The sequence below is a fragment of the Synechococcus sp. MIT2312 genome, assembly GCF_059772315.1.
The window spans coordinates 1,806,604-1,831,779 of sequence record NZ_CM186281.1 but is presented as its reverse complement, the minus strand read 5'-3'; the positions used below and the strand labels follow the sequence as shown (position 1 = coordinate 1,831,779).

25 protein-coding genes are annotated in these 25,176 nt (G+C 59.3%); 15 read left to right on the top strand and 10 right to left on the bottom strand.

The features are described from left to right. Positions 1 to 21 precede the first annotated feature (21 nt). On the bottom strand, positions 22 to 984 hold the full coding sequence (gene queG, locus AC6EI9_RS10295) for a tRNA epoxyqueuosine(34) reductase QueG (RefSeq protein WP_498467681.1): 963 nt from the start codon (positions 982 to 984) through the stop codon (positions 22 to 24). Positions 985 to 1,025: 41 nt separating this feature from the next. Between queG and AC6EI9_RS10290 the strand changes: the two genes are divergently transcribed. From AC6EI9_RS10290 to AC6EI9_RS10260, 7 genes are all read left to right on the top strand, one after another. After that, entirely contained in the window at positions 1,026 to 1,685 is a 660-nt protein-coding gene (locus AC6EI9_RS10290) for an HpsJ family protein (protein WP_498467680.1), read from the top strand. Between the two features lie 49 nt (positions 1,686 to 1,734). Then, entirely contained in the window at positions 1,735 to 2,472 is a 738-nt protein-coding gene (locus AC6EI9_RS10285) for a DUF502 domain-containing protein (protein WP_498467679.1), read from the top strand. A 27-nt stretch (positions 2,473 to 2,499) separates the two neighbouring features. Continuing rightward, positions 2,500 to 3,126 (top strand): transcription antitermination factor NusB, encoded by a 627-nt coding sequence (gene nusB, locus AC6EI9_RS10280; RefSeq protein ID WP_498467678.1) that lies wholly within the window; start codon positions 2,500 to 2,502, stop codon positions 3,124 to 3,126. Between the two features lie 17 nt (positions 3,127 to 3,143). Further along, a complete protein-coding gene (gene ftsY, locus AC6EI9_RS10275) occupies positions 3,144 to 4,760 on the top strand; it encodes a signal recognition particle-docking protein FtsY (protein WP_498467677.1) in 1,617 nt (538 codons plus the stop codon). Between the two features lie 81 nt (positions 4,761 to 4,841). After that, complete coding sequence (locus AC6EI9_RS10270) at positions 4,842 to 6,251, top strand: PP2C family protein-serine/threonine phosphatase (protein WP_498467676.1); 1,410 nt, start codon at positions 4,842 to 4,844, stop codon at positions 6,249 to 6,251. Between the two features lie 32 nt (positions 6,252 to 6,283). Beyond that, a complete protein-coding gene (argH, locus tag AC6EI9_RS10265) occupies positions 6,284 to 7,696 on the top strand; it encodes an argininosuccinate lyase (RefSeq protein ID WP_498467675.1) in 1,413 nt (470 codons plus the stop codon). 119 nt (positions 7,697 to 7,815) lie between these two features. Beyond that, entirely contained in the window at positions 7,816 to 8,403 is a 588-nt protein-coding gene (locus AC6EI9_RS10260; RefSeq protein ID WP_498467674.1) for an RNA recognition motif domain-containing protein, read from the top strand. Positions 8,404 to 8,429: 26 nt separating this feature from the next. On the opposite strand, the gene dusA is transcribed toward AC6EI9_RS10260, so the two are convergent. Beyond that, positions 8,430 to 9,434 (bottom strand): tRNA dihydrouridine(20/20a) synthase DusA, encoded by a 1,005-nt coding sequence (dusA, locus tag AC6EI9_RS10255; RefSeq protein WP_498467673.1) that lies wholly within the window; start codon positions 9,432 to 9,434, stop codon positions 8,430 to 8,432. A gap of 69 nt (positions 9,435 to 9,503) precedes the next feature. On the opposite strand from dusA, the gene msrB reads away from it, so the two are divergent. Both msrB and AC6EI9_RS10245 read left to right on the top strand, forming a co-directional pair. Continuing rightward, a complete protein-coding gene (gene msrB / locus AC6EI9_RS10250; protein WP_498467672.1) occupies positions 9,504 to 10,013 on the top strand; it encodes a peptide-methionine (R)-S-oxide reductase MsrB in 510 nt (169 codons plus the stop codon). Next, positions 9,943 to 11,271: a BaiN/RdsA family NAD(P)/FAD-dependent oxidoreductase gene (locus tag AC6EI9_RS10245; protein ID WP_498467671.1), complete on the top strand. Its 1,329-nt coding sequence runs from the start codon at positions 9,943 to 9,945 to the stop codon at positions 11,269 to 11,271. The genes msrB and AC6EI9_RS10245 overlap by 71 nt, the downstream gene beginning before the upstream one ends. Here the strand turns inward: AC6EI9_RS10245 and AC6EI9_RS10240 are convergent. Genes AC6EI9_RS10240 through AC6EI9_RS10230 form a run of 3 tightly spaced genes read right to left on the bottom strand, consistent with a single transcriptional unit; the run spans position 11,246 to position 15,246 of the window. Next, a complete protein-coding gene (locus tag AC6EI9_RS10240) occupies positions 11,246 to 12,523 on the bottom strand; it encodes a type II secretion system F family protein (RefSeq protein WP_498467670.1) in 1,278 nt (425 codons plus the stop codon). The genes AC6EI9_RS10245 and AC6EI9_RS10240 overlap by 26 nt on opposite strands. A gap of 16 nt (positions 12,524 to 12,539) precedes the next feature. Next, positions 12,540 to 13,613 (bottom strand): type IV pilus twitching motility protein PilT, encoded by a 1,074-nt coding sequence (locus tag AC6EI9_RS10235; protein WP_498467669.1) that lies wholly within the window; start codon positions 13,611 to 13,613, stop codon positions 12,540 to 12,542. Between the two features lie 10 nt (positions 13,614 to 13,623). Then, entirely contained in the window at positions 13,624 to 15,246 is a 1,623-nt protein-coding gene (locus tag AC6EI9_RS10230; RefSeq protein WP_498470020.1) for a GspE/PulE family protein, read from the bottom strand. 203 nt (positions 15,247 to 15,449) lie between these two features. Between AC6EI9_RS10230 and grpE the strand changes: the two genes are divergently transcribed. From grpE to rsgA, 4 genes are read left to right on the top strand one after another with little or no spacing between them, the layout of a single operon-like run. Next, complete coding sequence (gene grpE / locus AC6EI9_RS10225) at positions 15,450 to 16,187, top strand: nucleotide exchange factor GrpE (protein WP_498470019.1); 738 nt, start codon at positions 15,450 to 15,452, stop codon at positions 16,185 to 16,187. A gap of 42 nt (positions 16,188 to 16,229) precedes the next feature. Further along, positions 16,230 to 17,360 (top strand): molecular chaperone DnaJ, encoded by a 1,131-nt coding sequence (gene dnaJ, locus AC6EI9_RS10220; RefSeq protein ID WP_498467668.1) that lies wholly within the window; start codon positions 16,230 to 16,232, stop codon positions 17,358 to 17,360. 2 nt (positions 17,361 to 17,362) lie between these two features. Then, positions 17,363 to 17,605: a sulfurtransferase TusA family protein gene (locus AC6EI9_RS10215; RefSeq protein WP_498467667.1), complete on the top strand. Its 243-nt coding sequence runs from the start codon at positions 17,363 to 17,365 to the stop codon at positions 17,603 to 17,605. 19 nt (positions 17,606 to 17,624) lie between these two features. Continuing rightward, positions 17,625 to 18,506 carry a ribosome small subunit-dependent GTPase A gene (gene rsgA / locus AC6EI9_RS10210; protein ID WP_498467666.1) on the top strand — a complete coding sequence of 294 codons (882 nt, stop codon included), beginning with the start codon at positions 17,625 to 17,627 and terminating at the stop codon, positions 18,504 to 18,506. Here the strand turns inward: rsgA and AC6EI9_RS10205 are convergent. From AC6EI9_RS10205 to murC, 3 genes are read right to left on the bottom strand one after another with little or no spacing between them, the layout of a single operon-like run. After that, on the bottom strand, positions 18,481 to 18,822 hold the full coding sequence (locus AC6EI9_RS10205) for a YbaB/EbfC family nucleoid-associated protein (RefSeq protein WP_498467665.1): 342 nt from the start codon (positions 18,820 to 18,822) through the stop codon (positions 18,481 to 18,483). The genes rsgA and AC6EI9_RS10205 overlap by 26 nt on opposite strands. 24 nt (positions 18,823 to 18,846) lie before the next feature. After that, positions 18,847 to 19,779 (bottom strand): UDP-N-acetylmuramate dehydrogenase, encoded by a 933-nt coding sequence (murB, locus tag AC6EI9_RS10200; RefSeq protein ID WP_498467664.1) that lies wholly within the window; start codon positions 19,777 to 19,779, stop codon positions 18,847 to 18,849. After that, complete coding sequence (gene murC, locus AC6EI9_RS10195; protein WP_498467663.1) at positions 19,755 to 21,206, bottom strand: UDP-N-acetylmuramate--L-alanine ligase; 1,452 nt, start codon at positions 21,204 to 21,206, stop codon at positions 19,755 to 19,757. Before murC ends, murB begins: the two co-directional genes overlap by 25 nt. Positions 21,207 to 21,375: 169 nt before the next feature. Here murC and gap point away from each other — a divergent pair, with 169 nt between their 5' ends. Next, on the top strand, positions 21,376 to 22,401 hold the full coding sequence (gene gap, locus AC6EI9_RS10190; protein ID WP_114990516.1) for a type I glyceraldehyde-3-phosphate dehydrogenase: 1,026 nt from the start codon (positions 21,376 to 21,378) through the stop codon (positions 22,399 to 22,401). A gap of 52 nt (positions 22,402 to 22,453) precedes the next feature. Here gap and thiL read toward each other — a convergent pair whose 3' ends face one another. Both thiL and AC6EI9_RS10180 read right to left on the bottom strand, forming a co-directional pair. Beyond that, a complete protein-coding gene (gene thiL, locus AC6EI9_RS10185) occupies positions 22,454 to 23,455 on the bottom strand; it encodes a thiamine-phosphate kinase (protein ID WP_498467662.1) in 1,002 nt (333 codons plus the stop codon). Between the two features lie 5 nt (positions 23,456 to 23,460). Then, positions 23,461 to 24,579, bottom strand: coding sequence for a peptidylprolyl isomerase (locus AC6EI9_RS10180; RefSeq protein WP_498467661.1), 1,119 nt, complete (start codon positions 24,577 to 24,579; stop codon positions 23,461 to 23,463). Between the two features lie 32 nt (positions 24,580 to 24,611). Between AC6EI9_RS10180 and efp the strand changes: the two genes are divergently transcribed. After that, positions 24,612 to 25,175 carry an elongation factor P gene (gene efp / locus AC6EI9_RS10175; protein WP_498470018.1) on the top strand — a complete coding sequence of 188 codons (564 nt, stop codon included), beginning with the start codon at positions 24,612 to 24,614 and terminating at the stop codon, positions 25,173 to 25,175. Position 25,176: the final 1 nt, after the last annotated feature.

The window sequence follows — 25,176 nt, the reverse complement described above, 5'->3', positions numbered from 1 at the left end:
CTCCCATTGCTGATCCAAGAATCAGCTCACACTAGGGGGATTGTCAGGTCTCGCTGCAGCGGCATTGCGTCTCCACATCCAGGGTTTGATCCGGCGTAGCGCCGATCCCCGCAGGCGCTCATTCCAGTCCTCGTCCGTCCAGCGTTGGATGTGGTCTGCCTGGAGGTCCAGCAACCAGGATCTCGGTTGCACATCAGGATCATCGCTGGAGGGGATCTCGCCCTGGTTGAAAGGACAGACGTCCTGGCAGATGTCACATCCAGCGACCCAGGGCCCCATGGCTTCGGCCATGGCTGCAGGCAGTTCTGGATTGCGGTTTTCAAGAGTGTGAAAAGCGATGCAGCGCCGTGCATCCACCACAAACGGTTCTGTAATCGCACTGGTTGGACAGGCTTCGATACAGGCGCGGCATTGACCGCACCGCGCTTTGGCTGGTTGATCGGCTTGGAGTTGTTCCGTGGTGATCAGATGACCGATCACCATCCATGAGCCCCTCCTGGGGTGGATCACGTTGCTGTGCTTGCCGATCCAGCCAAGTCCTGCCTCTTCCGCCCAGGCTTTGTCAAGCAGTGGCTCAGCATCCACGCAGACGCGCCAGCGACAGTGAGGTCGGATGGTTTCCAGCCAGCGACCCACCCGTCGAAGTCGCTGATTCACAACTCTGTGGTAGTCCCTTCCCCAGGCGTAGCGGGCGACAGCCAGTCGGTTGGAGTGGCGTTCGGCAGCGACGTGATAGTTCAAGCCCACCGCCAGAATGCTCTGAGCCCCTTCCAAGAGGCTTGCTGCTGAAAGGCGACGCGGTGCCGCCATCCAGTTCATGTCTGCTTGGTGGCCTGCTTCCAGCCAGCGCTGCAATGCCGCAGTCCGCATTTGCAAACGTTGGCTGCCTGGCAGTGAAGCGATTCCAACAGGGTCGAATCCCTCCTCCACGGCCCGTCGCTTAAGGGCCAGGCTCAGCTCTGCAACGTTGGCTGGAACATTCAAAAACCTGACCTTAAAGTTGGGCTCCCTTTTGGCATCGTGCCGTGTCAGCTCCCTCCCAAGATTCTTCTTTGCGTGCCGCGCCCTTGTTGCGCTGGTTGGGAATCACCTTGGTGCTTCTGCTCGCATTACAGATCGGAGTGGTGCTCAGTGCTGCCGACTGGAGTGATGGGGTTTTTCAACAGCTTTTGATTGAACGCCTTGTGAGCCAGGCTCCGATGGGTTTTGTCGGTTTGCTGCTGATGCTGATTGGGTCGCGTCTCGATCACCCGCAGCAGCTCCGCACGCCGATTCGCTGGGTTGTTTGCATTATTTCCGCAGTTCTCGCTGTGGTCATGATCGCGGTGATTCCGCTTGGAATCACAGGCAACCAATCCCTGATGGGAGAGGCCGATCAGACCCTTGAGCAAAGACGCAGTCAGCTTGAGATGGCCCGTCAACAGTCGGCGAATCCAGAGAACGTGAAGGTTCTCGGCGAGCAGCTGGCTCAGGCAGGTCAGCTGCCGGCTGATGCCACCGAGGAGGACAAGATTCAGGCTGCTCAGACGTTCATTGATAAGCAGCTCTCACAGATGACTGAGCAGATTCAGCAGGCGGAACGCCAACGTGATCTGACCCTGAATCAGCGTTTCTTCGGCGGAACCATCAGTGCTGCCGTGTTGGCGGTGGCGCTGGTCCTGCTCGCTCTCGGCGCAGTCCTCTGACCGCTGGTTAGGTTGGTGTGACTCGTTGGCTCCAGGCCCCCGGCGTTCCTTGGTTCAGTCCAATCCAAGACCTGACCTGCCGCTAAGCGCCAGGCTTCAGAATGATCTCAAGAACGATCTGATTGCGGGTCTTCTGGTGGTCATCCCGCTTGCCACCACCATCTGGCTCTCCACGATTGTCAGCAAATTTGTGCTGGCGTTCGTCACATCAATTCCCAAACAGTTCAATCCATTCATCAATCTCAATCCTCTGCTCCAGGATTTGATCAACCTGGCGCTTGGGCTGACGGTTCCCTTGATGGGAATCCTCTTGATTGGGTTGATGGCGAGAAACATCGTTGGTCGATGGCTGCTGGAATTCGGAGAGGGAACTCTGCAGCGCATTCCTCTCGCCGGTTCCGTCTACAAAACGCTCAAGCAGCTGCTGGAAACATTTCTCCGCGATAATTCCCGCCGCTTTCGACGCGTCGTGCTGGTGGAGTACCCGCGGGAAGGTCTTTACAGCGTTGGTTTTGTCACAGGCCAGGTGGGACCTTCTCTTCAGTCCGATCTCGGTCAGAACCTGCTGAGCGTGTTCATTCCGACGGCGCCTAATCCCACCACAGGTTGGTACACGCTTGTGCCTGAGGCCTCAGTCAGAGAACTTGATATTTCTGTTGAGGATGCGTTCAGAACCATCATCTCCGCTGGCATTGTGAATCCGGATGAACGCGAAGCGCCGGTGAATCGCAGTTTTTCCAGTCTGATCTCTCAGCTCAGAGCATCTGTGGCACCCTCATCGTCGTGAGTCGTCGTTCGATACATTCCGCCGCTTATGCAGACCCGAACTCTCTCCCGCGAGCTTGCACTGTTTGTGCTCGGTCAGTGCGCTGAACGAGAGCGTTCCTCAGCAGCGCAGGACAATCTCGAGACATTGCTTCAGAAAGCACTCGACAGCTTGATGCAGCACTGGCGAGAGGTGCTTGACCATTGCGCTGGCGATCTGGAAAAAGCTCAGCAATCGCTGCTTGACAGCGAGTTGCAGGACGGCAGTGCCTCGACTGATCTGGCCTCTGTGCGCACCCATCTTCGCGACACGCTCACAGGAGCGGAACAGGTGCTCAATGGTCTGTCGGCCAGTCTGGAGTTGCCTCGTCTTCTGGCGCTTGCGGATCAGGAACAGGTGCGTCAGGAAGCCATGCGCCGCATTCAGTTAGTCCTGAAGTCTCGTCAGGACATTGACGATCAACTGGACGGTGTGATGGAGGGTTGGAGACTCAGTCGCCTGCCTCGCATTGATCGCGACATCCTGCGCCTGGCAGTGGTTGATCTCCGATCAATGAACACGCCGGCTTCCGTCGCCTGCAGCGAAGCCGTGGAGCTTGCCAATCGCTACAGCGATGAACAGGGCCGTCGCATGATTAATGGGGTTCTGCGGCGTCTACAGAACGCCACTGCTTAGGCGTTGCTCTTATCCGAATGGTTTACGACTGGTTCAATCGAAGCGCCGAGGCTCCCCAGCCTCCTGAGCAGCCATCGAAGTCTGAGCAGACCCTCGATCCTGGAACTGCTCAGGACGGTTCAGGACAGACTGCATCGGTTGAAGATTCCACGCAGTCCGAATCCGAGCCCGCTGGAGCTGAGTCCGTGCAGGATTCAACGGATCAGCCCTCGCCCTCCGATCAGGCTGCCGTTGCTTCGGAAGAGGATGACCCACTTGAGTGGGCACGGCAGGCCTATGCCCGTCTGAAAGCCCAGAAGGAGCTTGAGAAGACCACGCAGTCCGTGACGGCTGAACCGGTGACTGACGAGCCGGTCGCGGTGTCTCCCGAGCCACCAGTGCCTGACACTGTGGTTCCAGCATCGGAACCCGACTCTCCAGAGCCTTCTGCACAGCAACAGCCCTCTGCCCCTGTTGAAACTCCTGCCCCCGGACTGTCTCTGCTTGAGCAGGCTGCGGCACAGCGGCAGGAACGACAGCAGCAGTTGGAGCAGGCTCCAGAACCTGTTGCTGCTGTGCAAGCCAAGCCTGCGTCTGTTCAGCCTCAGCAGACCGCTGATCAATCCGATGAACCCAGTCTTGGCGAGTTCGACGAAACCTTCACCTGGTCAGCAGAGGTTCTTGCCGCCCAAGGTCTTCGCTCTGATCAGATCACCCTGGAAGAGATCGACTGGCTTGGCCGCCTGCGACAGGGCCTGGAAAAGACCCGTCAGGGCTTTGTCACAGGTCTGCTGGAAAACCTCGGTGATGACCCGCTCACGCCTGAGGTGCTCGACGACCTCGAGTCGCTGCTTCTGCGCGCAGATGCTGGTGTTCAGGCCACAGATCAGGTGCTGGATGCTTTGCGAAGGCGCATGAATGAACAGGTGGTGGATCCCACCGAAGGCATTCGCTTCCTCAAGGAACAGTTGCGTGATCTGCTCGACCAGCCCACGCGCGACAGCGGCGTGAAGTTGCTGGCTCCTCAGCGTGATCAGCTCAACGTGTGGCTGATGGTCGGTGTGAACGGTGTTGGTAAGACCACCACGCTCGGCAAACTTGCCAACCTCGCTGTCCGTAGTGGTTACTCGGCGATGATCGCAGCGGCCGACACGTTCAGGGCCGCGGCGGTACAGCAGGTTCAGGTCTGGGGAGATCGCAGTGATGTGCCTGTGATTGCCAACCCTTCCTCCAACGCTGATCCAGCGGCAGTGGTGTTCGATGCCATTGGAGCCGCCCGATCCAAGGGCACTGATCTTGTGTTGGTTGACACGGCCGGTCGCCTGCAGACGAAGCACAACCTGATGGAAGAACTGGAGAAGATTCGTCGAGTTGTCGATCGTCTGGCTCCTGAAGCTCATGTGGAATCCCTGCTCGTGCTCGATGCCAGTCAGGGACAAAACGGTCTTAAGCAGGCGATGGCCTTTGCCAAAACTGTTGGACTCACAGGCGTGGTGATCACCAAGCTCGACGGAACGGCCCGAGGTGGAGTGGCTCTGGCGGTGGCTTCCGAGGCCGGTTTGCCGATCCGCTTCATCGGTGCCGGGGAGGGAATCAGAGATCTGCGGCCGTTCAACAGTTTCGAGTTTGTGGAAGCACTGCTGGCAGGTCGCTGACCGTTGTTTCCAAGGCGGAACTGAAACGTTCAGCTTTCTCCGGTCAGAGTTGCTACCTTGCGGTTCCTGCCAGGGGTTGCCGTGAGCAGCAATCCATCACGGCGCCATCCGGCTTCTTCGCTTCGTTCGGGGCCTCCTTCACTGACGGCGACAACGTCGCTGCGTCAGCTGCTCGACAGTCTTTCCAAGGAACAGCGCGCCAATCAGGAGCTGCTGGTTTCGATCGGTTTTGCGCTGCGCAGTTTCACCAACCTCAATCGCTTCCTTGAGCTTGTGCCCGTGGTGGCTGCTCGTCTGGTGGGGGTCGATGGTGCATTGCTCATTCCCTATCAGGCTGACGGGCGGGTGTGGACTGATCAGTTGCAGATGCAGTCCGTGTTGCGCTCGGAGACGTTGTTGCAGGCGGTGATCAACCATGAGCCTGGACGTTCGTCCGGGTTCGGTTCCGATGATGCCCTCGTGCTTGGCCTCGATCGACTGGTCCAAAGTCACCTCGGATCGGCTGGTGTGTTCGCAACGTCTCTGGTGGCCAGAGGTCGCCAGCGCGGACGCCTCTATGTGTTCAACACTTCTGGTTCGCTGGTCTGGAGTGATGCCCACCGTCGCAATGTGCAGCTGGTGGCGGATCTCACCGGGGTTGCGATCGAAAACGATCAGATGCTTCAGGAGGCCCGCCTGCATGAGCGAATGGATCGCCAGCTCAGCATCGGTGCTGAGATTCAGGCCCAGTTGCTGCCGGATCATTGTCCGGTGATTGAGGGAGTCGAACTGGCGGCTCGATGCCGTCCGGCTTTTCAGGTGGGTGGTGATTACTACGACTTCATCCCCACCCGTCCGGAGTTGATCGGTCGTCGGCGTGAGCGAGGTCGCTGGTCGCTGGTGATGGGCGATGTGATGGGTAAGGGCGTTCCAGCCGGTCTGCTGATGACGATGCTGCGCGGCATGTTGCGTGCGGAAGTGCTGAGCGGATTACCGCCAGACCGCATCCTTCATGACCTCAACCAGCTCGCGCTTGAGGATCTATCCCAGTCGCACCGCTTTGTGACGCTGTTCTATTCGGATTTTGATCCGCGAACGCGTCGTCTTCGCTTCGCCAATGCTGCGCACAATCCGCCTTTGATCTGGCGTGCGCAGCAACGCTGCATCAGTCGTCTGGATGCACCGGGTCTGTTGATCGGTCTGCAGCCAGAAGCGGAATATGGAAGTGGTTCCACGGTGCTCGAACCCGGCGATGTGCTGTTGTATTACACCGATGGCGTCACCGAGGCCCCTGGGTTGACGGGTGATCGCTTCGATGAGGCACGCCTGATCCGCAACCTCGAGACCGCCTGTCGTTCGGGTACGGGTTCGCAGGGCATCCTTGATCAATTGTTCGGCCGGCTTGATCGCTTTGTGGGGCCGGATCGACAGCTCGAGGACGATGCCTCGATGGTGGTTCTCAAGGTTCGGGAAGGGTTGATGTTGCCATCGGTTCCTCGGTCTCCGGCCTGACAAGCTGATTGCATCTGTGTTGAGGGTGGCCCATGGCAGGTGGAGTGACGGGCGGAGGCTCCGCCACCTGGAGTGACCGGTTCGAACAGGGACTGCATCCGGCGATCGAACGGTTCAACGCCTCGATCGGCTTCGATATCCATCTCCTTCAGGAGGATCTGGATGGTTCAGTGGCCCATGCCCGCATGCTGGCTGAGTGCGGAGTCATTGAGACGGTGGAGGCTGATCAGCTCTGCAGTGGTCTGGAACAGATTCGCGCAGAGGCGGCTGCCGGCAGCTTCAATCCCGGTCTCGACGATGAGGATGTGCACTTCGCTGTCGAGCGTCGGCTGATTGCACTGCTGGGGCCGGTGGGAAAAAAGCTGCATACCGGCCGCAGTCGCAATGATCAGGTGGGCACGGATCTGCGTCTCTGGCTTCGTCGTCGAATTGATGAGCTCGACCCGCAGCTGCGGCTGTTTCAGACCGCTTTGCTGCGTCAGGCGCTTGAGCACCGCAACACGCTGATTCCCGGTTACACCCACCTGCAGAGGGCCCAGCCCGTTTGTTTGGCGCACCACCTGCTTGCTTACGTGGAGATGCTCGAGCGGGATCGTCAACGGTTTCAGGATGTGCGCAAGCGCGTTAACCGCTCCCCGCTTGGTGCCGCTGCCCTGGCTGGAACGCCGGTGCCGATTGACCGGCGCAGCACCGCTGCAGCCCTGGAATTCGAAGGGATTTATGCCAACAGCCTGGATGCTGTGAGTGACCGCGATTTCGCTGTGGAGTTTTCAGCTGCCGCATCGTTGTTGATGGTTCACCTCAGCCGTCTGGCCGAGGAGGTGATCTTCTGGGCGTCGGAGGAATGCGGATTTGTGCGTCTGAGCGACCGTTGCGCCACTGGCAGCAGCCTGATGCCTCAGAAGAAGAATCCTGATGTTCCTGAACTGGTCCGTGGCAAGTGTGGTCGGGTGTTTGGTCATCTGCAGGGGCTGCTGACCATGATCAAGGGGCTGCCGCTGGCATACAACAAGGATTTCCAGGAAGACAAGGAAGCGCTGTTTGATGTGGTGAACACCAGCGTCCAGTGCGTTGAGGCGATGACGATCCTGATTGAGGAAGGGCTGAGCTTTCGTCCTGATCGGCTTGAAGCCGCCGTCGGTTCAGATTTCTCCAATGCCACCGATGTGGCCGACTATCTGGTGGCCCGAAAGGTTCCTTTCCGCGAGGCTTATCAAATCGTTGGTTCCGTGGTGAAGCAATGTCTGAGCGATGGAGTGTTGCTGCGTGATCTGAGCCTTGAACGTTGGCAGCAGTTCCATCCCTCGATTGACGCTGATCTGTTTGATGCTCTCGCGCCCCGTCAGGTTGTCGCCGCTCGCCTGAGTGAAGGCGGTACCGGGTTTGAGCGGGTCGAGGAGCAGTTGGCGCTCTGGAGCGATCGGCTCGAGTTAACGAATCACTGATCATTTCGCGAGACCGGGTCTACCCTGAGTGAGCCAGAGGTTGCAGATCCTTTCTTGGATCTTGAACCGATGGCTTGTCTGATCCGATTGGGTCCTTTCTCTTCAGGTCCAGCAGTCAAGTGAGCATTTTTGTCGGCAATCTGCCCTTCCGCGCTGAGCAGGAAGACGTGATCGAACTGTTTGCCGCTCATGGAGAGGTCACGAACTGTGCCCTTCCTCTTGAGCGTGACACCGGTCGCAAACGTGGTTTCGCCTTCGTGGAGATGGTCGATGAAGCGGCGGAGGCCGCGGCGATCGAAGCTCTCCAGGGCGCTGAATTAATGGGTCGTCCCCTCCGCATCAACAAAGCTGAGCCTCGCGGTAGTGCGCCTCGTCGTGGCGGCGGTGGTGGCTACGGCGGCGGTGGTGGTGGTGGCGGCTACGGCAGTGGTGGCTACGGCGGCGGCGGTGGTGATCGACGCTCCGGTGCCCGTGGTTGGGAAGATCGCAGCTATGGAGGCGGTTCCTCCGGTGGCGGTTACAGCGGTGGTGGAGCTGCTGGCGGGGGCGACCCGTCAGGTTCTCCTTACGGAGGCGGTGTTGAAGAGGGTCGGCGCAGTCGTCGTCGTGGTGGTGCTTCCCCGAACGATGGTGGTGGAAGCAGCTATGGCGGCGGCGCTGATGGCGGTGGAGATGACTACGGCGGTTACGGCGGCGCCGAAGGCTGAGTCACTCATTCGTTCAGTTTCAGCGATTAAAGCCCGGCTTCTTTGAGTTGCCGGGCTGAATGTTCCAGCACGCTGAGGTCAGCCCCTGCGCGCTGGGCTTGCTCACCAAGGTCGCGCCGCCAGTGGCGAGCTCCCGGAACTCCTTCCACCAGGTGCACCAGGTGGCGGCACAGGTCCCACAGACGGCCACCCCGTTTCAGGTGACGTTCGGCATGGGGCATCAGGCCTGTAATCACCTCCGATGCCTTCACCGTTCGTGGAGCGTCCCCGAAGATCAGGGCATCCATCGATGCCCAGCGCAGGGGATGGGCGTAGGCGGCCCGGCCAACCATCGCGCCGTCGCAGTGATGCAGAGCAGACAGGCACTGCTCCGGGGTGTCGAGTCCGCCGTTGAGCTCGATTTTGAGCTCGGGCCTGCGTTGCTTGAGCGCAATCACGCGCTCGTGCTGTAACGGAGGGATCGTGCGGTTCTGTTTGGGATCGAGGCCATCCAGCCAGGCTTTGCGCGCATGCACGCTGAAGCGGGTGGCTCCGGCCGCGGCCACCTGGTCCACGAAAGCAGTGAGCAGGGTGTCGCTGTCGAGGTCGTCAATGCCAACCCGGTGTTTCACTGTCACCGGCAGGGCGCTGGCGGCCACCATCGCTTCCACACACCGGGCCACGCGGCCGGGTTCTGCCATCAGGCAGGCTCCAAAATTGCCGGCCTGAACCCGAGGGCTTGGGCATCCCACATTCAGGTTGATTTCGTCGTAGCCCCAGTCCGCTGCCATCCGAGCGGCCTCGGCCAGCAGGGCTGGCTGATCCCCGCCAACTTGCAGTGCGATCGGATGCTCCTCCACATCGAAGTCGAGCAGGCGCTCCCTGCGCTTGCTGTAGTGAAGTGCCTGGGCTACCACCATTTCGCTGTACAGCAATGCATGACGGCTGATTTGGCGCATCAGCTGGCGGAAATGCCGGTCTGTGCAGTCCAGCATTGGAGCAATGCTGAAGCGCCAGCAAGGTTCCCGATCGGTTCTGGTGAGGGAATCCATCCCTCCATGCTGCCTGGTTCCTGGTTCTGAGTTGTTTAGAACGGTCTCAGCAACGACGCGACATCCGTGATGCCCTCCACCTTCGAAAAGTGGCTGTTGAGCAGACGATCCATGCTGTTCGCCACGGTTTCAGGGCTGGTTGGTGTTTTCCGGTCTCCCAAGCAGGTTTCCGCTGCTTCCGATGCGACGGATTCCAAGTGGGATCTCTCCGATCAGGAATGGAAGAAACGTTTGTCCTCGGATTCGTATCAGGTGCTTCGCAGGGAAGGCACCGAACCCCCGTTCACCAGTGAGCTCAACAGCGAGAAGAGATCCGGTATCTATCACTGTGCGGGGTGTGATCTGTCGTTGTTTTCATCGCAGGCCAAGTACGACAGCGGCACGGGTTGGCCAAGCTTCTGGCAGCCCCTGCCAGCTGCTATCGACACGAAAGTAGATTTCAAGTTGATTGTTCCGCGCACGGAATACCACTGCAGCCGCTGTGGCGGCCACCAGGGTCATGTGTTCAATGACGGTCCCAGACCCACCGGCAAGCGTTACTGCAACAACGGCGTCGCTCTGCGCTTCGAGGCCGCATGATCTGATCGTGATCGGGGGTGGTCCTGCCGGTTACATGGCAGCGATCACCGCGGCTGAACAGGGTGTGCGCGAGATCGTGGTTCTGGAGGCCACGCCGGAGCCACTTCAGAAGGTGCGCATCAGCGGTGGTGGCCGCTGCAATGTCACGCATGCCTGCTGGGATCCCGCTGAACTGTCCAGCCATTACCCCCGTGGCAGACGTCCATTGCGGGGTCCATTCAGTCGTTTCGCCTGTGGTGATGCGATCGCCTGGTTTGATGAACATGGCCTCACCCTTGTTGAGGAACCAGACGGCCGCATGTTTCCGCAGCAGAACCGTTCAGAGGCGGTGATCCAGTGCTTGCAGAACGCCGCCACTGGGGTGGGGGTGCAGCTGCGGACCAAGGTGATGGTGCAGCAGGTTGAGGTGCAGACCGATGGTGGTTTTGTGGTTGATGGGCGTGGGCTTGATCAGCCACTCAAGGCTCGCAACGTGATGCTGGCCACCGGTGGTCATCCCAGTGGTCGAAAACTTGCGGAGTCCCTTGGTCATCAAGTGGTGCCGCCGGTTCCCTCGTTGTTCAGCCTGTCGCTTCAGTCCAAAACACTTGCTGCCTGCAGTGGTATTGCCATTGATGATGTGAGCCTTGATCTGAAGCTCGGGGATCAGCGCTTTCGGCAAACCGGTCGGGTCCTGATCACCCATCGCGGACTCAGTGGTCCGGCAACGCTGCGACTCTCGGCTTTTGCCGCTCGGGCGCTGCACGACAGCCACTACAAAGGGGTACTCAAGGTGGACTGGAGTGGGGGCCTGGGCCACCAGGGGGTGGAGCAGAGGCTGCGGCAGTGGCGGATGGAGAAGGCACGTCGCACCTTGATTTCGGCCAAACCGTTTGAGCACTTGCCACGTCGTTTATGGCAGGCCTTTCTGTCTGCCGTTGTTGTGGATGGTGAGCGCCGTTGGGCGGATCTGCCGTTGAAGGCTGAGCGTCAGCTCGTCGATATTCTCTGCGCTCAGCGCCTGCTGATTCAGGGCCGGGGGCCATTTGGCGAGGAGTTCGTCACTGCTGGCGGAGTGGCCCTGGGCGAAGTGAATCTGGCCACGATGGAAAGTCGTCGTTGTCCAGGGCTCTATGTCGCCGGTGAGTTGCTGGATGTTGATGGTGTCACCGGTGGATTCAACTTCCAGGCTTGCTGGAGCGGCGGCTGGCTGGCGGGACAGGCCATCGCCGCTGTCGAATCCCAGGAGCTCGTTATTGAATCTGATCAAACACGCTGAACATCGGCAGATACATCGCCAGCAGGATTGAGCCCACGATTCCCCCGACCACAACAATCATCGCCGGCTCCAGCATTGAGGTGAGTGCCTTGACCGAAGCGGAGACCTCGTCTTCATAGAAGTCGGCCACCTTGCTGAGCATCTGGTCCATTTCGCCGGTTTCCTCGCCGATCGTGAGCATGCTCAGAGCCATGTCGGGTAGAACTTTCTGTCGCGTCAGCGCCGTGCTCAGCAGCACCCCTTCCTGAACCAGCGCTCTTGAGTCGAGGATGGCATCGGAAATGATCGAATTGCCTGCCGTTTCACTGGAGATTTCCAGTGCCATCAGGATGGGAACGCCGGCTCTGGTCAGTGAGCTGAAGATCCGGCAGAACTGTGCGGTCGCCGTTTTCATGATCAGGTCCCCGAACAGGGGCACCTTGAGCATCAAGCGATCCACCACACGTCGGCCCTTGTCGGTCGCGTAATAGCGATTGAACAGCCAGACAGCGACGAGAAGCGCGCCAGCAAAGACGAGAGCGGCTGAAGACCGCAGCAGTTTGCTCAGATCCACCATCAGCTGCGTGAACAGAGGCAGTTCCGCGCCCAGGTCTTCAAAGATGCCGGCGAAGGTTGGAATCAGAAAAATGGTCATGCCCAGGAACACAAGGATGGCGATCACCAGCACCGCCACGGGGTAGCCGAGTGCACCCTTGATCTGGTTCTGCAGGCGGGCGTTGTCCTCCAGAAGCTTGGCTAGACGTTTCAGTGATTCATCGAGAACTCCACCGGCCTCTCCGGCCTCCACCATCGCCACCGTCAGCTGATCGAACACTTTCGGCCACTGACGCATGGCGGCACCCATTGCTGTGCCCTGGTTCACTTCCATGCCCACAGCGGTGAGCGCTTTTTTGAACATCGGCAGCTTCTGCTGGGTGCTCATCAGATCGAGACTGCGCACGATCGGCACTCCTGCATCCACCAGCGCTGCCAGCTTGCTGGCCCAGACCGCTTTCTCCTTCACACCTGGAGGTTTCTGGAATGCTTCTCCCAGATCAATGGAGAGCAAGCTCCCGCCGGATGTTCCATCGGCTTTGGCAGAGGTTTCTTTTTTCCTGTTTCGTCCGGAACCGGTATCACTGGCACGTAACTCGGTGGCTTTGATGCCGCGTCGTCTCAACTGACGTTTGGCCGTGGCCACATCGTTGGCTTTGACCGTCAGCGTTCGCTCCTGACCAGTTGCGGAGGTGTAGGTGGCAGTGAATGTGGCCATGGCGGGAGTGGACCTCTCAGCTGCCGACAAGACGCTCAAGCTCAGCAGGTTTGCTGGCTTTCGCCAATGCTTCCCGTAGATCGATGTCGCCATCACTCACGAGATTTGCCAGTGCTTTTTCCAGGGTCTGCATCCCCTGTTCACCGCCGGTTTGGATCTGTGAATACAGCTGAGCGGTCTTGCCCTCGCGGATCAGGTTGGCGATGGCCGGAGTGTTGATCATGATTTCCTGAGCCATCACTCGGCCGAACTGACCAGGTTCGGGATTGCTGCGACGACAGAGCGTCTGGGAGAAGACCGCCACCAGACTTCCCGACAGTTGCACGCGGATCTGGGTTTGCTGTGCGGGTGGGAACACATCCACCATGCGGTCAACGGTCTGGGCGGCAGAACTGGTGTGCAGAGTGCCGAAGACGAGGTGACCGGTTTCCGCCGCGCTGATCGCCAGCTGAATCGTCTCAAGGTCGCGCATTTCACCCACCAGGATCACGTCCGGGTCTTCACGCAGGGCTGCTCTGAGCGCATTGCCGAAGCTGCGGGTGTCCTCATTCAGCTGGCGCTGGTGTACGAGGCTTCGATCGCTTTTGTAGACGAACTCGATCGGGTCCTCAATCGTGAGGATGTGCTCGGCGCGGGTGTGATTGATGTGATCCAGAAGTGCGGCCAGGGTGGTCGTTTTGCCTGAGCCGGTCGGTCCGGTGACCAGCACCAGACCCCGTGGTCGCTTGCTGGTCTCCACCACCACGGGTGGGAGGTTGAGCAGCTCGATGCTTGGAATCGAGCTGCCGAGTGCTCTCAGACAGGCCGCATAGCTTCCTTTCTGGCGATAGACGTTGACCCGGAAGCGGGCCACTCCCTTGAGGCCGTAGGCGCAGTCGAGTTCCCATGTCTGCTCCAGAGTCTTGCGCTGGCTGTTGTTGAGCATTGAGAAGATCAGCCGGTTGCAGCTCTCCTCGAGCAGGGCTTCATCACGCATCGCCCGCAGTTGCCCGCTGAAGCGTCCGTAGGGGGGCTGGCCGCTCGCGATGTGCAGATCACTGCCTCCGCCTTTCACCAGTTCTTCCATCAGGTCTTCGATCATCAGCTCCATCGCTCGCTCCTCAGTGACGTGGGGTCAGGCAGTAAGGACATTCCAGCCAACCTTCCTGAAGTCCGCCACCACAGCTGCTGCACGTGAGCGTGCTCAGGGCTCTGGCCCGGCGCTCTGATTCCAGGCCGGAATCGGTTAGCACCATGCGGCCCACTTCCTCCAGGGTGGTGTGTCCCTCCCTCACCAGATCGAGGCTGTAGCCCAGCAGAGTCTTCATGCCTCCCTCAAGAGCCAGCTGGCGCACCATGTCCGTGGTGGCGCCTTTGGCCACGGTGGTTGCCAACGCCTCATTCATGCGCAGCACTTCGTAGACGCCGACTCGCCCCTTGTACCCGCTGCCCTGACACTTGGGGCAAGGCTCGGCCTGGCCTTCATGGTGGTTGGCCCGGAAGAAACTGACGTCCGCTTCGTTGCTGGCCATCAGTCCGAAGCGACCCAGTTCCTCGGGATCAGGCCGGTAGGCAATACGGCATTGGGAGCAGACCCGCCGCAGCAGACGCTGGGACACAATCCCGATCAGTGAGGCGCTGACCATGAACGGCTCCACACCCATCTCGTCGAGTCGGGCGATGGCGCTGGGAGCGTCATTGCAGTGGAGGGTGGTGAGCACCAGATGACCGGTGAGAGCGGCTTCGATGGCTGTTTTCGCTGTTTCCAGATCGCGCGTTTCGCCCACAAGCAGCACATCCGGGTCTTGGCGCATGAAGGCTCTCAGTGCCTGACTGAAATCGAAACCTTTTTCCCGGTTCACCTGGCATTGGGTAATGCCTGGCAGGGCGTATTCGATCGGATCCTCCACCGTGGAGATGTTGATTCCTGGTTCGTTGCGTTCCGCCAGCAGGGAATAGAGCGTGGTGGACTTGCCGGATCCAGTCGGTCCTGTCACCAGGATCATTCCGAAGGGTTTGGACCCCAGAGCGCGCACCAGCTTCAGGGCTTCAGGATTGGAAATCAGCTTGTCGAGACCCAGCTGGGTGGCGGAGCTGTCCAGCAGCCGCAGCACGATCTTCTCCCCGTAGCGACTGGGCAGACTGTTCACGCGGAAATCCACCGTGCGGTTCTGGAACCTTCGCCGGATGCGACCGTCCTGGGGGAGCCGGCGTTCGGCGATGTCAAGGTCCGCCATGATCTTGAACCTGGAGGTCACCGCTGGCACCAGTCGGCTCGGAAGGGTTTCGATCTGGCTTTGCAGCACTCCGTCCTGACGGAAGCGCAGTTGAAGCCCGGCTTGCTGAGGCTCCACATGGATGTCGCTGGCACCCAGTTCAAGGGCCTGCATCAGGATGCGATCCACCAGATCGATCACGGGGGAGCGTTCTGCATCGTTGAGGCCGGATTCAAGATCCTGCGGTTTAGAGGAGTCGGCATTCTCCTCATCGGGATCGGCTTCCAGCACCCCGTCGACGGTGAAGTCCTTCAGATAGGAGATGGCTGTCTCAGCCACGCTTTCGCTTTCTGAACCTTCCGGAGCTGACGTCTGGCTGTTGGTCACGACGACGGCGTTGGATCGCTGCGATGGTTCCGTGATCGCCGGTTCCCCGTGGGGAGCTTCGTCACTGACAGCGGATTTCTTGCTGAGCAGCTCCGTCAGCCTGTCCGCAAGCGCGGCATGACGGACAGGATCAAATCCCATTGTTTCCAGTTCTTCGAGCAGCACCGGTTCATCAGCGATGCCGAGATTGCCTGGAATAGACCTCTGAAGAAGCAGTTCCAGTTCCAGATGCCGGCGGTCTTCGCTCACGGATCAAAGTCGCAGAAAGGTGCGGGCTTCCCCCGCTTGTGGGAGGACTGCCTCACCTATCAACATGTCTAGACGTGAATTCGCAACCGGTCAGCATGAGTGGCGATGCTTCCACCCCAGCGCAGGATCCGTCGTCGGCTGGTTCCGACGGCCAGCAACCTGCCGTGACGCCAACCGAAACTCTGGACACGACACCAGTCGTGGATGAGGCAGCGTCCTCTGAAGGCGCAGCCGAATCGGAGTCAGGGACACAGTCCGTCGACAACGAGGCCCGTCTTGAGCAGCTGGAGAAGGAGCACTCCGCGCTCAGAGAGGAGCATGAGGTGTTGCGCGGTCAGTACGTGCGCATCGCTGCCGACTTCGACAACTTCCGCAAGCGTCAGAGTCGCGACCAGGACGACCTCAAGCTGCAGCTCATCTGCAGCACCCTCAGTGAAATTCTTCCCGTTGTGGATAATTTCGAGCGTGCTCGTCAGCAGCTCGATCCTCAGACGGAGGAAGCCCAGGGGCTTCACCGCAGCTATCAGGGGCTCTACAAACAGCTGGTTGAGGTGCTCAAACAGCTTGGTGTTGCTCCGATGCGAGTGGTCGGCCAGGAGTTTGATCCAACCCTGCACGAGGCGGTGCTGCGTGAGCCCAGTGAGGAGTATTCCGAAGATGTGGTGATTGAGGAGCTGCAGCGCGGCTATCACCTCGACGGCCGCGTCCTGCGTCACGCCATGGTCAAGGTGTCGATGGGGCCTGGCCCGCAACAGACGACCGCCAGCGAGACGTCCACTTCTGATGCCGACGTGACGACTGAAGGGGAGGCTTCGGGAGATGCCAACGGTTGATCAGACCTCTGCTTTTACTGTGATCTTCGGGACGTCCAGCTGATGGCCGATTATTACGAGCTGCTCGGAGTCAGCAGGGATGCTGATGCCGACACCCTCAAACGGGCCTATCGGCGTCTGGCGCGCCAATATCACCCCGACATCAACAAAGAACCCGGCGCAGAGGATCGCTTCAAAGAGATCGGTCGTGCCTACGAGGTTCTCAGTGACCCCCAGACCCGTGGTCGCTACGACCAATTCGGTGAGGCGGGACTCGGTGGCGCTGCTGGCATGCCCGATATGGGCGACATGGGTGGGTTCGCCGATATTTTTGAAACCTTTTTCAGCGGGTTCGGTGGTGCCGCCGGTGGTGGTCGTCAGCAACGCCGTCGTGGACCTCAGCAGGGAGATGACCTGCGTTACGACCTCACGATCGATTTTGAACAGGGGGTGTTCGGACAGGAGCGGGAGATTCGTGTTCCTCACTTGGAAACCTGCAGCACATGCTCCGGCAGTGGTGCCAAGAGCGGCAGTGGTCCCACCACCTGCTCGACCTGTGGAGGTGTCGGCCAAGTGCGCCGGGCGACCAGGACTCCTTTCGGCAGTTTCACCCAGGTGGCGGAATGTCCCAGCTGCAATGCCACTGGTCAGGTGATTGCTGATCCCTGCAATGCCTGTGGCGGTCAGGGTGTTACTCAGGTGCGCAAGAAGTTGCGGATCAACATTCCTGCTGGTGTTGACACCGGCACACGTCTCAGGGTGACTGGTGAGGGCAATGCTGGCTTACGCGGCGGTCCCTCTGGCGACTTGTACGTGTTCCTGACCGTTAAACCCCACCCGTCGTTGCAGAGGGATGGATTGACGGTCCACTCCGAAGTGAAAGTGAGCTACCTCCAGGCGATTCTCGGCGACACCATCGAAGTGGACACCGTGGACGGTCCAACCAGCCTCGAGATTCCTGCTGGAACGCAACCCAATGCAGTTCTCACCCTTGAAAACAAGGGCATTCCCAAGTTGGGCAATCCTGTGGCCCGCGGCAATCAACGCATCACGGTGAATGTGAAGCTCCCCACCCGTCTCAACACCGAGGAGAAGGGACTGCTCGAGGAGCTGGCTGGTCATCACTCCGCCAGGGGAGAGCAGCACCATCACCACAAGAGCGGTCTGTTTGCGCGTCTGTTCGGACAGCGTTGACCATGACGGAGCGTCTCCCTGATCGTCAGCTCGATCTCTGTGGGACGCCCTGTCCGCTCAATTTCATTCGCTGTCGGCTCACGCTTGAGAGCATGACTGCCGGTCAATGCCTTCAGGTGGATCTCGATCCTGGTGAGCCAGAAGAGATGGTGGTTCCAGGACTGCGCCGTGATGGCCATCAGGTCCATGTGGAGCGTCTCTCGGATGCACAGGTGCGCTTGAAGGTGATCTGTGCCGGTGATTAGCTCTGAGCTGCATCCGGGCATGGTCGTTGCACTGCAGGCCAACTACCTCGAGGTGGAGCTGGAGGCTCCACCTGCTGATGTTCCTTCCCGTCTGCTCTGCACGCGTCGTACCCGGCTGAACCATCGCGGTGCTGCGGTCCACGTGGGCGATCGAGTGCGTGTGGAAGCCATTGACTGTGATCACGCCAGGGCCGTGGTTGCTGAAGTGGAACCTCGGAGCAGTTTTCTGGTTCGTCCTCCCGTGGCCAACGCCTCCTGCATCTTGGTGGCGGTCGCCGCTGAGCAACCTGCTTTTGATGCCGCTCAGGTCAGCAGGTTCCTGCTCACGGCTGAAAAAACAGGATTGCAGGTGTTGCTCGTGCTGACCAAGTGCGATCTGCTGGATGCCGATGCTCTGTCACAACTGCGTCAACGTCTGCAGGGATGGGGCTATGAACCGATTCTTGTGTCCACTCGTTCGGGAATGGGTCTGGAGGAACTGCGCGCTCACTTGGCGACCGTTCCAATCTCGGTGCTGTGCGGCCCTTCGGGGGTGGGCAAGAGTTCGTTGCTGAATGGTCTCCTGCCCGGACTGGCGTTACGGGTGGGTGCGGTCTCAGGTCGTCTGCAGAGGGGCCGTCACACCACGCGTCATGTGGAATTGCATGCGTTCTCTCCTGGCTCCAGAGTTGCTGACACTCCAGGGTTCAATCGTCCGGAGTTACCGGATGATGTGTCCAATCTGGAGGTGCTGTTCCCAGAGCTGCGTGTCCAGCTTGATCAACACCCCTGCCGTTTCCGTGACTGTCTGCACCGGGATGAGCCAGGTTGTGGTGTGACTCGCGACTGGGAGCGTTATCCCCTGTACCGCAAAGCCGTGGAGGAGCTTCTTGAGATCAGCCGCTCATTCCGGGCAGGTTGAGATCGAGCCCGCCGGTGAGCTCCTGCATTCGCTCCTTCATGGTTCCAGTGGAACGTTCGTAAGCCGACTGAAGTGCGGCGAGTGTGGCGGCTTCAGCGGCTTCTTGCCCTTCGTTCAGCAGGCTGGGATCCAACTTCACACGCAGGGGCTGTTGGTTGCCTGAAAGCCAGATGGAGGCTCGGCCGTCTTCGCTGCTGCCTTCGATCTCCATGGCATCGAGCTCTTCCTGCAGTTTCTGAGCGTCTTGCTGGATCTGCTGTGCCTTGCGGAAGGCTTCGGTGAGCTGTCCAAAATTGGGAAGTCCGAACCCGGCCATGGCATTGCTGAAGGAACCGAAAGGTTAGGCCGACATCTCGAATCCCAGTCGTTTCACTTCCGGCTGGAGCTGGATGCCGTGGGCATCGGCCACCTCCTGTTGCACCAAGCCAATCAGGTTGCGGATATCTGCAGCGCGGGCTCCTCCAGTGTTGACAATGAAGTTGGCGTGCACTTCAGAGACCTGTGCGCCTCCGACACGGCGGCCTTTGAGGCCAAGACCTTCGATCAAACGACCGGCCTTTGCTGGTTCTGGATTGCGAAAGACGCTGCCACAGCTGGGTTGTTTGTAAGGCTGGGTGCTGGTGCGATGGTTGAGGTTTCCGCTGGTGCGCTGTTGCAGCTCGGCCGGATCATGACCTGCTTCCAGTTGAAATTCGGCGGCCACCACCAGGAACGGTTGGGTCTGCAGAGCACTGTGGCGGTAAGCGAAATCGAGCGATTCCCGCTCGAGCCTGCGGATGCTGAAATCATCGCCTTGTAGAGGCACCACATCCACGCTGAGCAGTCGTTCAGCGGTGCAACCACCCTGTGCACCGGCGTTCATCACAGCGGCTCCGCCCACGGTGCCAGGGATGCCCACGGCCCACTCCAGCCCTTGCAATCCTTTTCTCGCCGCACGCCTTGCCAGGGTCGGGATCGGTTCACCAGAACTTGCCCGCACCCTGCCGGTCTGGGCGTCCAGATCAAGTCCCTGCAAACGTCTCAGGCAGAGAGTGAGTCCTGGAAGCCCTGTATCAGCGATCAGCAGATTGGAGCCTGCACCGATCACACGGACGGGTAGTCCTTCGTTTGCTGCCCAATCGAGCAGGGTGGGAATCTGATCGGCTTCATTCGGTTCGGCCAGCCACTGCGCAGGTCCGCCCACTCGCCAGGTTGTGTAGTGGGCCAGGGAGACCTGCTCCTGCAGGATTCCCTGTTCCTTTAGGTCTCTCAAGCTGTCAGTGTCGACTGACATGACGTCTGCTCCTGTAAGGCGTTCGGTGACAGCCGTGACCAGAGACTGTTCACATCACCGGCTCCCATCGCCAGTACAAGGTCATCAGCACAGCTGTGCTCTCGAACCAGATCAGCCAGTTCGTCCATGGTTTCGGCCACCAGAACCGTCTGATCGGCACTGTGTTGCTGAATGCACGCTGCCAGGGCTTCGCTGCTGACACCGGGGATGGGAGTTTCACCGGCTGAAAACACCGGAGCCAGAACAAGGATGTCGACGTTGGAGAGCGCCATCGCGAATTCGTTCTGAAATTCCTGCGTGCGGCTGTATCGATGAGGTTGGAAGACCGCTAACAATCGTTTGGGACTTCGCGGCAGCGGGCTTCGCCCACTGGACACCATGAGAGCGGCCATCGCCAGGGTTGCAGCCACTTCACTGGGGTGATGGGCGTAGTCGTCCACCACCAGGCGTCCCTGCCAGTCGCCGCGGTAGTCAAAGCGGCGTCCAGGTGTCTTGAGTTCATTGAGGTGGGTCACCAGACGTTCGAGAGGAATTCCTTCCAAACGGCAGGCAGCGAGAGCCCCCAGTGCATTGCTCAGGTTGTGCAGCCCAGGCAGCGGCAACGTGATTCGCCCGACGTACTCAGCCTGCTCATAGAGATCTGCAACCGTGTGATCGCCTTCGAGGGCTACTGGCAGAGCGGCGAAGTCAACATTGTCGCTGCGTTGCACTGACCACCAGGCATCAGCTTGGAAATGTTCGCTCAGGATCGGGTCGTCCTGATTGGCAAGCAGTCGACCGCAACCGGCAGCGAAGCGCCGCATGGTGGTGATCAGATCGTCGAGATCCCTGTAGTGATCGGTGTGATCCAGTTCCAGATTGGTAATCACCCCCAGGGTTGCGTTGAATTTCACCAGGGAGCCATCGGATTCATCGGCTTCTGCCACCAGCAGACGGCCCGAACCCGCATGTCCGTTGCTTGCGTAGCAGGGAACGATCCCACCGATGACAGCGGTGGGATCTTCACCAGCACTGTGCAGAAGTGAGGTCACCACTGTGCTTGTGGTGGTTTTGCCGTGACTGCCCGCCACTGCGATCGAAGGCTGTTGATCAATCAGGGCAGCGAGTAGGTCGGAGCGATGCCAGACGGTCAGCTGCAATTGCCGGGCTGCGGCCAGTTCAGGATTGCTTTCGGGGATGGCGCTGCTGATTACCACCAATGGCGTGGCTAAACCCCGTGTTTTCAGTTCATCAAAATTATTTGCAGTCTGCGAGGTGAAAGTCACCATCCCAAGCGACTGAAGAGCCTCCATCGCTGGGGAGAGCTTGCGGTCGGAGCCACTCACCTTGTGACCGCGGCTCAGCAGAATTCTCGCCAGGGCAGACATGCCGATTCCGCCAGCACCGATGAAGTGCACTGAGGAAGGGCTGTCAAGCGATCTGCTCAAGAACAAATGCCATGGACGCGCACCATAAATCAGCATTTCCTGCTGACCACCAATTGGCGCAGACTGTCGCGCTAGCCCACTCAGAAATGCGTTATTGGGGCCCAATCATTGGCAATTAGCGATTTCTGTATGATCAGCGGCCATTCCCTGCGGATTGTCCGCTCCTCATATGACTCTGCGCGTTGCGATCAATGGATTCGGCCGAATCGGTCGCAATGTGATGCGGGGATGGATCAGCCGTGGTGCTGACACCGACATCGAGATTGTGGGCGTGAATGCCACTTCGGACCCTAAAACCAGTGCTCACCTGCTGACTTACGACTCCATTCTGGGCAAGCTCGACCCCAGCGTGAAGATCGAAACCACTGACGATTCGATGATCGTCAATGGCAAGCAGGTGAAGTTCTTCTCCGATCGCAATCCCCTCAATTGCCCCTGGAAGGATTGGGGTGTGGATCTGGTTCTTGAATCGACCGGTGTCTTCAACACCGACGAGAAGGCCAGCATGCACATTCAGGCCGGTGCCAAGAAGGTGATTCTCACCGCTCCTGGTAAAGGCCCCAAGGTCGGCACATTTGTGGTCGGTGTGAATGAGGATCAATACCGTCATGAAGATTTCGACATCCTCAGCAACGCCAGCTGCACCACCAACTGTCTTGCCCCGCTGGTGAAGGTGATCGATCAGTCGATCGGCATCAACCGTGGCCTGATGACCACCATTCACAGCTACACAGGCGACCAGCGGATTCTCGATAACAACCATCGCGATCTGCGTCGTGCTCGCGCCGCAGCTGTGAACATGGTTCCCACCTCCACCGGTGCAGCTCAGGCCGTGGCTCTGGTCTATCCCGCTGTGAAGGGCAAGTTCACTGGTATCGCCATGCGCGTGCCCACTCCGAACGTCTCAGCCGTTGACCTGGTGTTCGAGTCCAACCGCGCTTCCTCCGTCGATGAGATCAAGTCGATCCTCAAGGCAGCTGCTGATGGCCCGATGAGCAAGATCATCAAGTACGGCGATCTGCCCTTGGTGTCCAGCGACTACGCCGGTACGAATCAGTCGACCATCTTTGACGCGGATCTGACCCTTGCCATGGGTGACAACTTCTTCAAGATCGTTGCTTGGTACGACAACGAGTGGGGCTACAGCCAAAGAGTTGTGGACCTCGCCGAGGTGGTGGCCAGGAACTGGAAATGATCAGGATTTGATCTGATTGTTAATCCCTCCCGGCGGGAGGGATTTTTTTTGGTCATGCACCATTCAACGCAGAGCCGAAGTGATCAAACTCTGCAGCGGTTACAGGACCTTTGGTCTCACTCCATACGATCTGATTGCTCTCGGCAGTGATGCAGCCGATGCGCCGGCTGTGAGGTTGATGTTCAAGCCAGCGTTGGGCCCAGTTGGCCGGGAGACTCAGCACCAATTCAAAATCCTCGCCACCGTTCAGGCACCATTGATCCCAGAGTTCTCCAGCGGGCCAGCCTTCCGCTCGCGGAAGCCACTCATGGGTCAGTTGAGCTCCGCACTCACTGCTGTTGCAAAGAGCCCTCACTGCCGCCAGGAGGCCGTCACTGCTGTCTGTGCCGGCCGCTCTCCAGGGCAGGTCTTCAGGTTTGGTCTCAAGCAGCGTGTTCAAGGCATCCAGTCTGGGTCTGGGGCGGCGATGTTGGCTGGTGGCCTGGTGATGAAGCGCTTCCGTCAGTGCACTGGTGCCATCCAGAGTCGGGTCACTTTGAAGCAGTGCTAGCCCTAAACGGCTCAGACCATGGGGTCCGCTGGTGACGAGCCAGTCGCCTGGACAGGCATCACCACGATGAAGGCGTAAAGGGCCGAGTCGACCGAGTGCGGTGACCGAGATCAGTCTTTGTCTGCCTGCGGAGCAGTCTCCTCCCAGCAGGATGCCTCCGTAGCAGTTGAGCGCTTCGCCAATCCCGCGGTAGAGATCCTCAACCCAGCTCCATGGAGTGCTTCCCGGTGCCACCAGCGCCACTGTGATCCCATCCACAGCAACGGCGCCGCTGGCTGCCAGATCCGACAGGTTGGTTGCCACGGCCCGCCAGCCCACATCCGCTGGGCTTGTGGTGCTGTCACTGAAGTGAATGTCATCCACAAGCACGTCGGTGTTCACCAGCAGCTGCCGGGTGTCGGCGGCCAGGGTGCAGGTGTCATCAGCCAGCTGGCCAGGTGGAGCAAAGCGAGCCAGTCGCCTGAGCAGCTCCGCTTCACCAAGCCCCGCCAGCGTGACCGTCACGGAGCTCAGGCGTGTTGCTGGAGTCGATCGGCACCTTGGACGACTTTGATCCGTTTGATCTCGTCGTTGACACCCAGCTCCTCGAGCACATCGAATCCATCAACGACATAGCCGAAGGCTGCATTGCGCCCGTCAACCAGATTCAGCCCTGCTGGTGTCAGCTCCGCCTCGTAGAGAAACAGAAAGAACTGGGATGAGCCGTCATCAAGCGCCTGATCGGAGTGTGCCCAACCCAGCGTTCCAAGGGTCGCAAAGGGAAGCACCGGAGTGGCTTTGAACATGCCGACGTCTTCGAACGTCTGGTTGTAGAGGGTTTCCGGTTCATCGGGCACACGGATTTCCAAGGGCACGTGACGTTCCTGCTTGGTTTTTGGATCCACATAACCAATGTCAGGTCCTTTGGGATCGCCGCTTTGCAGGATGTAGAAATCTTCTGCTCGGTTGAAGGGCAGTCCGTCGTAGAAGCCCTTCAGGCTGAGATCAATGAATGCACCCGCAGTCAGCGGTGCGTTGTAACCATCCACCACAGCGGTGAGATCGCCTTCGGTGGTTTCGATCACAACGGTGGCTCGGCCTGCCAGCCGCGGCAGGTCGTCGAATTCCGCTGGGATATCAGGTAGCCGGTCATCAATCAGCAGTGATTCAAGGTCACCGATCTTGCTGAGGGTCTGGCGGCGCGACTGAATAAACCCAGCTTTGTCTTTGTCTTCAACGCGTTCCTGCAGAACGTTGAGGTTGTCGGACACGGCATCAAGGATTTGGTCGGCCTTCGCTTGATCGTCGCTTGGAATTGCTGTGACGATCGCGTCCCTCTTGTTGCTCAGCAGGGACTGAGTGCGCTTGAGGCCACGTCCGAGAGCACTCCAGCGCTTGGCACGCAGATCATCACTGGTGTATTCGAGCAGGTGCTGAAGATCGCGAAGATCTTCCTGATTCATAGGCAGGGAATCACGCAGGATCGCCGTCGGATCCTGTACGGCATTTCCCTGAGGAAGTCCTGCCCAGGCCGGCGGTGTCCAGGCCAGGCCAACCATGATCAGCAGGCTGATCAGCCATGCTCTAAACCGCTGAAATCCCAACCGAATCGCCAAGGAGAACCCCAGGTGCTGAAAGGACTTTGGCACAGCCGTATGATCCCCTGAACCGTTCGGCGGGAATGATCTCCAGCAACGACTTTCGCACCGGCACCACGATTGAGCTCGACGGTGCCGTTTGGCGCGTGGTCGAGTTCCTGCACGTGAAGCCTGGCAAAGGCTCGGCCTTCGTTCGCACCAAGCTCAAGGCCGTTCAGACCGGAAGCGTTGTTGACAAAACCTTCCGTGCCGGAGAGATGGTTCCTCAGGCGATGCTGGAGAAAGCCACTCTCCAGCACACCTATATGGAAGGTGAGGACTATGTCTTCATGGACATGTCGAGCTATGAGGAAACTCGCCTCACTGCTCAGCAGATCGGTGACAGCCGCAAGTACCTCAAGGAGGGGATGGAAGTGAGTGTGGTCTCGTGGAACGAGAAGCCCCTTGAAGTGGAATTACCGAACTCCGTTGTTCTGGAGATATCCCAGACCGATCCTGGAGTGAAAGGCGACACCGCCACCGGTGGAACCAAGCCTGCGATCCTTGAAACTGGTGCTCAGGTGATGGTTCCTTTGTTCCTCTCGATTGGCGAGAAGATCAAGGTGGACACGCGCAATGATTCCTATCTGGGTCGGGAGAGCAGCTGAC

Excerpts from the sequence above, each read along its gene's own strand:
- AC6EI9_RS10240 (WP_498467670.1), bottom strand. The coding sequence starts at position 12,523 with ATGGCCACATTCACTGCCACCTACACCTCCGCAACTGGTCAGGAGCGA.
- grpE (WP_498470019.1), top strand. The coding sequence starts at position 15,450 with ATGAGTGGCGATGCTTCCACCCCAGCGCAGGATCCGTCGTCGGCTGGT.
- dnaJ (WP_498467668.1), top strand. The coding sequence starts at position 16,230 with ATGGCCGATTATTACGAGCTGCTCGGAGTCAGCAGGGATGCTGATGCC.
- gap (WP_114990516.1), top strand. The coding sequence starts at position 21,376 with ATGACTCTGCGCGTTGCGATCAATGGATTCGGCCGAATCGGTCGCAAT.
- murB (WP_498467664.1), bottom strand. The coding sequence starts at position 19,779 with ATGTCAGTCGACACTGACAGCTTGAGAGACCTAAAGGAACAGGGAATC.
- AC6EI9_RS10235 (WP_498467669.1), bottom strand. The coding sequence starts at position 13,613 with ATGGAGCTGATGATCGAAGACCTGATGGAAGAACTGGTGAAAGGCGGA.
- AC6EI9_RS10215 (WP_498467667.1), top strand. The coding sequence starts at position 17,363 with ATGACGGAGCGTCTCCCTGATCGTCAGCTCGATCTCTGTGGGACGCCC.
- AC6EI9_RS10245 (WP_498467671.1), top strand. The coding sequence starts at position 9,943 with ATGACGGTCCCAGACCCACCGGCAAGCGTTACTGCAACAACGGCGTCG.
- ftsY (WP_498467677.1), top strand. The coding sequence starts at position 3,144 with ATGGTTTACGACTGGTTCAATCGAAGCGCCGAGGCTCCCCAGCCTCCT.
- dusA (WP_498467673.1), bottom strand. The coding sequence starts at position 9,434 with ATGGATTCCCTCACCAGAACCGATCGGGAACCTTGCTGGCGCTTCAGC.
- efp (WP_498470018.1), top strand. The coding sequence starts at position 24,612 with ATGATCTCCAGCAACGACTTTCGCACCGGCACCACGATTGAGCTCGAC.
- msrB (WP_498467672.1), top strand. The coding sequence starts at position 9,504 with ATGCCCTCCACCTTCGAAAAGTGGCTGTTGAGCAGACGATCCATGCTG.
- argH (WP_498467675.1), top strand. The coding sequence starts at position 6,284 with ATGGCAGGTGGAGTGACGGGCGGAGGCTCCGCCACCTGGAGTGACCGG.
- rsgA (WP_498467666.1), top strand. The coding sequence starts at position 17,625 with ATGGTCGTTGCACTGCAGGCCAACTACCTCGAGGTGGAGCTGGAGGCT.
- AC6EI9_RS10205 (WP_498467665.1), bottom strand. The coding sequence starts at position 18,822 with ATGGCCGGGTTCGGACTTCCCAATTTTGGACAGCTCACCGAAGCCTTC.
- nusB (WP_498467678.1), top strand. The coding sequence starts at position 2,500 with ATGCAGACCCGAACTCTCTCCCGCGAGCTTGCACTGTTTGTGCTCGGT.
- AC6EI9_RS10230 (WP_498470020.1), bottom strand. The coding sequence starts at position 15,246 with ATGGGATTTGATCCTGTCCGTCATGCCGCGCTTGCGGACAGGCTGACG.